At 62.1% G+C, this 6,000-nt stretch carries 4 protein-coding genes and 1 tRNA gene; 4 read left to right on the forward strand and 1 reads right to left on the reverse strand.

Annotation, left to right across the window (positions count from 1 at the left end; translation table 11 throughout):
* Positions 1 to 118 precede the first annotated feature (118 nt).
* From acs to QOC89_RS20735, 4 genes are all read left to right on the forward strand, one after another.
* Positions 119 to 2,101: an acetate--CoA ligase gene (acs, locus tag QOC89_RS20720; RefSeq protein WP_323046730.1), complete on the forward strand. Its 1,983-nt coding sequence runs from the start codon at positions 119 to 121 to the stop codon at positions 2,099 to 2,101.
* Positions 2,102 to 2,297: 196 nt separating this feature from the next.
* A complete protein-coding gene (locus QOC89_RS20725; protein ID WP_323046731.1) occupies positions 2,298 to 2,705 on the forward strand; it encodes a DUF4212 domain-containing protein in 408 nt (135 codons plus the stop codon).
* Positions 2,706 to 2,709: 4 nt separating this feature from the next.
* A complete protein-coding gene (locus tag QOC89_RS20730) occupies positions 2,710 to 4,728 on the forward strand; it encodes a sodium:solute symporter family protein (protein WP_323046732.1) in 2,019 nt (672 codons plus the stop codon).
* Positions 4,729 to 4,811: 83 nt separating this feature from the next.
* Positions 4,812 to 4,902 (forward strand) — tRNA-Ser (locus tag QOC89_RS20735).
* A gap of 850 nt (positions 4,903 to 5,752) precedes the next feature.
* Here the strand turns inward: QOC89_RS20735 and QOC89_RS20740 are convergent.
* Positions 5,753 to 5,920, reverse strand: a complete 168-nt coding sequence (locus QOC89_RS20740) for a hypothetical protein (protein ID WP_323046734.1) — start codon at positions 5,918 to 5,920, stop codon at positions 5,753 to 5,755.
* Between the last annotated feature and the right edge of the window lie 80 nt (positions 5,921 to 6,000).

Here is a 6,000-nt window from a genome sequence, read left to right on the forward strand (position 1 = left end):
TCGCCCCCGTTGTCCGTGGATCAGGAGACACGTGCCGCGTCATTTGCTCGCGGCACGAAGGCCCGCCCCCGGCGCGCCGGCACAGGTTTTAAGTTTCATCTTCACCAAGGGGTTGTCGATGTCTGCGATTGAATCTGTACTTCAGGAACGCCGTGTTTTCCCACCCTCCGCTGCAGCAGTGGCCGGTGCGACGATCTCCGGCATGGATGCGTACCGGGTGCTGGCCGCCGAAGCGGAACGCGACTACGAAGGTTTCTGGGGGCGCCTCGCTCGCGAGACGCTAAGCTGGAACACACCCTTCACCAAGGTGCTCGACGAATCGAAGGCGCCTTTCTACACATGGTTCGAAGACGGCCAGATCAACGCGTCGTATAACAGCATCGATCGGCATGTCGAAGCCGGTAACGGCGAGCGCGTCGCGATCATTTTCGAAGCCGACGACGGCACCGTCACCAACGTCACCTATAACGATCTGCTGCAACGCGTGTCGCGCTTTGCGAACGCGCTGAAAAAACGCGGCGTGAAGAAGGGTGATCGCGTGGTGATCTATATGCCCATGTCGATCGAGGGCATCGTCGCGATGCAGGCGTGCGCGCGGATTGGCGCGACGCATTCGGTGGTGTTCGGCGGCTTCTCGTCGAAGTCGCTGAATGAGCGCCTGGTGGACGTGGGCGCGGTCGCGCTCGTGACCTCGGACGAACAGATGCGCGGCGGCAAGGCGCTGCCGCTCAAGAATATCGCCGACGAAGCCATTGCCATGGGCGGCTGCGACGCGGTGAAGAGCGTGATCGTCTATCAACGCACGGGTGGCAAGATCGCATGGAACGACAGCCGCGATCTGTGGATGCACGAACTCACGCAGGCTGAATCGGATCAATGCGCGCCCGAGTGGGTGGGGGCCGAGCATCCGCTTTTCATCCTCTATACGTCGGGTTCGACCGGTAAGCCGAAGGGCGTCCAGCACAGCACTGGCGGCTATCTTCTGTGGGCCGCGCAGACCATGAAGTGGACTTTCGACTGGAAGCCCACGGACGTGTTCTGGTGCACCGCCGACATCGGCTGGATCACCGGCCATAGCTACATCACGTACGGTCCGTTGACGCTCGGCGGCACCCAGGTCGTGTTCGAAGGCGTGCCCACTTATCCGAACGCCGGCCGCTTCTGGGACATGATCGCGAGGCACAGGGTCTCGCTGTTCTATACGGCGCCTACTGCGATCCGCTCGCTGATCAAGGCCGCCGAGGCGGACGGGAAAGTGCATCCGAAGAGCTACGATCTGTCGACGCTGCGCATCATCGGCACGGTCGGCGAACCGATCAATCCGGAAGCGTGGGTCTGGTATCACGAGAATGTCGGCGGCGGCCGTTGTCCGATCGTGGATACGTGGTGGCAAACCGAAACCGGCGGCCACATGATCACGCCGCTGCCTGGCGCCACGCCGCTGGTGCCGGGGTCATGCACGTTGCCGTTGCCAGGCATCATGGCGGCCGTGGTCGATGAAACCGGGCAGGACGTGCCGAATGGACAGGGCGGGATTCTGGTGGTGAAGCGTCCGTGGCCGTCAATGCTGCGCAATGTGTGGGGCGATCCCGACCGTTACAAGAAGAGCTACTTCCCCGAAGAACTCGGCGGCAAGCTGTACCTCGCCGGCGATGGGGCGGTGCGCGACAAGGACACGGGCTACTTCACGATCATGGGCCGCATCGACGACGTGCTCAATGTGTCCGGCCACCGCCTCGGCACGATGGAGATCGAGTCGGCGCTGGTGTCGAATCCGATCGTGGCGGAAGCGGCCGTGGTGGGCCGTCCCGATGCGACCACCGGCGAGGCCGTGTGCGCATTCGTGGTGCTCAAGCGCGCGCGTCCTGAAGGCGAGGAAGCGGTGAAGCTCGCCAACGAACTGCGCAACTGGGTCGCCAGGGAGATCGGTCCGATCGCCAAGCCGAAGGACATCCGCTTCGGTGAGAACCTGCCGAAGACGCGTTCGGGCAAGATCATGCGCCGCCTGTTGCGCTCGCTCGCGAAGGGCGAGGAAATTACCCAGGACGTGTCCACGCTGGAAAATCCGGCGATTCTGGACCAGCTCGGCGAGTCGCTCTGAGTCCGGGCTGATTTGGGCTTATTGGGCGTACCTGGGTTTGCCCGGGTAGGCGGCAGGGGCGTATAGCACGATGCGCCCTTGACCGGACCCAGGCATAGGTATCGGCCACTTAGGTCGGGCAGCAGTTGAAGCCACTGCGAGCCACCGCGCGGACAATCCCGATTGCCTGTGCGGTGGCTTTTTGATACATAGGCGCATGGCCGCGCCGCACCACTCCTCTCACGCTACGCTCAACCCCGCGCCCGAACCCCCTGCGGTCTCGGCAGCGATGGCGCGCGCGCATCAAAAGTATTGGCGCTTCAATCTCGCGTTGATCGCGACGTTGATGACGGGGGGCTTTGTCGTCTCGTTCGTTCTGCCGCTGGTGGCGCCGGCGTTGGATAAGGTGCGCTTTGGCGGCTTCAGATTGCCGTTCTATTTCGGTGCGCAAGGGGCGATTCTGATCTATGTCGCGTTGATCCTCGTTTATATCGTGTTGATGCAGCGCGCCGACCGGCGTCTGCAACGCGCGTTCGATGCGGACGCCGACGCTAGCCGCGCCAGTGCCGTTGCCGGTACGAGTGCCAGTGCCCGTGCCAGCGCGCCCACCGCGCGTGGAAACTGAGCCGATGACGCTCACGAACCGGCTGATCCGCTCATACGCGCTTTATACGCTCGGCTTCCTGCTATTCATCTATGTGATGTGGCGCATCGAGCGGAATACCGGCCCTGGCGTGTGGATCGGCTATGTGTTCCTGTTCGTGCCGATTGCGGTGTATGCGGTGATCGGCTTGCTGTCGCGCACGTCCGACCTCGTCGAGTACTACGTAGCGGGGCGGCGCGTGCCGTCCGCCTTCAACGGCATGGCGACCGCGGCCGACTGGTTGTCCGCGGCATCGTTCATCGGTCTCGCCGGGTCGATCTATGCGACGGGATATGACGGTCTCGCTTACCTGATGGGTTGGACCGGCGGCTACTGCCTCGTCGCCTTCCTGCTCGCGCCGTATGTGCGCAAGCTAGCGCGCTACACGATTCCCGACTTTCTCGGCACGCGTTTTTCGAGCAATGCCGTGCGTGGGCTTGCCGCGTTAGCCGCGATCCTATGCTCGTTCGTCTATCTGGTCGCGCAGATCCAGGGCGTCGGCCTGATTGCGACGCGTTTTATCGGGGTGGATTTCGCGGTCGGCATTTTCTGCGGACTGGCCGGTATTCTCGTGTGCTCGTTTCTGGGCGGCATGCGTGCCGTGACGTGGACCCAGGTCGCGCAATACATCATCCTGATCGCGGCGATTCTGATTCCCGTTTCGATGATTGCGCATAAGGATGGCCTCGGCTGGGTGCCGCAGTTCAACTACGGCCGTTTGATGGAACGCGTGGAGGTGCTGGAAAAGCAGGTGCGCGACGCGCCGCTCGAGCAGACCGTGCGCGACGATTACCGCCGGCGCGCCGCGTCGATGCAGGTGCGGCTCGATACGTTGCCGCAATCGTTCGTCGACGAGAAGCTGCGCCTCACCCAGGAGGTGGCGGACTTGCGGCGTCATAACGGTCCGCTGCGCGAGATCAAGGAGCGGGAGAGGGCGCTGGAACAGTTTCCACGCGATGCCGCCGCCGCGCAGATCGTCTGGACTCAGCGCCGCGACGAGATGCTGATGCGCGCGGCGGCACCGGTGCCGATGCACGAGCCGTTTCCCGCCACGAGCGACGAGGACCGGCGCACGCATGAGCGCAATTTCCTGTCGCTGCTGCTGTGCCTTTCACTGGGCACCGCGAGCCTGCCGCACATCCTGACGCGTTACAACACCACGACCTCGGTGGCGTCCGCGCGTCGCTCGGTTGGCTGGACGTTGTTCTTCGTCGCGCTGTTCTATCTGACCGTGCCCGTGCTGGCCGTGCTGATCAAGTATGAGATGTTGACCAATCTCGTCGGTCATCACTTCGCTGATTTGCCGCAATGGCTGACCCAGTGGCGCAAGGTCGAGCCGAGTCTGATCAGCCTCGCCGATACGAATGGCGACGGAATCGTGCGCTGGAGCGAGATTCAGATGCAGCCGGACATGGTCGTGCTCGCCGCGCCCGAGATCGCGGGGCTGCCGTATGTGATGTCCGGGCTGATCGCGGCGGGCGCGCTGGCCGCCGCGCTTTCTACTGCCGATGGCTTGCTGCTGACCATCGCCAACGCCTTATCGCACGACGTCTACTATCACATGGTGGATCCGACGGCCTCGAGCCAGCGGCGTGTGACGATCTCGAAGATTCTGTTGCTGGGGGTGGCGTTGTTCGCTTCGTATGTGGCGTCGCTCAATACGGGGAATATTCTGTTTCTGGTGGGCGCGGCATTTTCACTCGCGGCTTCGAGCCTGTTTCCCGTGTTGGTGCTGGGTGTCTTCTGGAAGCGCACAACGCGGCTTGGCGCGGTGGCGGGCATGGTGGCGGGGCTGGTGGTGTGCATTTACTACATCGTGTCGACGTATCCGTTCTTCACTCAAATGACGGGCTTTGCGGGCGCGCGGTGGTTCGGGATCGAGCCGATCAGCTCCGGTGTGTTCGGCGTGCCGGCGGGGTTTCTGGTGGCGATCGGAGTGAGTCTGGTGGACCGCAAACCGGACGCTTATACGAGGGCGTTGGTGGACTACATCCGGCATCCTTGAAGGGGCATGTTTGGGGGTTTGTTTGAGAGTTCGGCGAAGGGTGTGGCGCTGGGCGCGAAGTTTGCTATAATTCGACTCCCGCCGGAGAGATGGATGAGCGGTTTAAGTCGCACGCCTGGAAAGCGTGTATAGGTTAATAACCTATCCGGGGTTCGAATCCCCGTCTCTCCGCCAGAATTCCTAGCAAAGCCTTGTCAGACGGTCATCGTCTTGAATCCTCCCACAACGATTCCCACAAGTCTGCATCGGCGCACTTAAGTTGCGCCGCAACCAAACAAGCGCGGCGTCCTCTGGGCGCGTAAAAGCAAACGGCCCCACTCGAGGGCCGTTTTGCATGGGCGCTCCTTTTACCTGACCTTTATCCCGCGACTTCAGATGGTCCCGTATCCGGACTGGAAAAATCCCGGCTGTGTTTGATTGACGTCGAGAATCTCGGCGCAGTTCTCGGTATCGCGAGCGACAGACCGCAGCCGTTCGCGAAGTGCGACGAAGAACATGCCGGGATCTTGGGGCGTTCGAGAAATCGCGTCATCTGTCGTGCTTTTTCCCACAACGCATGTTGGGTCAACGAACCGCATACGCTCGCCGAGTACGCAACGATAGCGCCTCGGCAACGCCGCGCAAATCGAGGGACAGCGGCCTCATCGTGACCGTTGGTTTCTTTTGCTTCATCTTTCCCCCAAGGTCAGGCGCAGCAAGTCGCCGCGCCGCGGCCTGGTGAGCAATTTCAATCGCATGTACGCCCGGATGGCGAGCACGGTGCCGGCTTTGCGACGCGACTCGATGAAAGACATTCAACGATTTCCCTATCCTCGACGTATCGCGTGCGCGGCTTCTCGCCATTGGGACGGACTTCGCCCTTGAAGGGGGGCGGTCGAGGTAACCCGCGGCATCACCTGTGCTGAAGGCGTGGCGCATGTACTCCGACTGGCGCCTGGAAAAGGTTGCGTCGCGCGATCTTGCCATGCACATGCGGACCCCTCATTCGGGAGGGGGCGAAGCCGCACAACAGCGTTGCCGTCGGTCACAGAGCGGCGACGGTTACCGAGGCGGAAGTGGGCAGCGTAATGTCGGTGCCCTTCGTCGTCAGGGCCCGAATGATCGCGACAATGTGGAGGATGACGAAGAAGAAGATCGTCGGCGGCAACATCTCCATAAATTCGTGCTTGATCGTGGTGGTCAGCTTGCTCATGTTCCTCTCCTGGCCAGATAGGGTTGGGCAGCGTCATCGCTCCGCCTATGACACCAAGGGCGTTCGAGGTTTAACCGTTT

Origin of the sequence: Paraburkholderia sp. (genome assembly GCF_034668105.1) — a bacterium.
Taxonomy (GTDB): domain Bacteria; phylum Pseudomonadota; class Gammaproteobacteria; order Burkholderiales; family Burkholderiaceae; genus Paraburkholderia.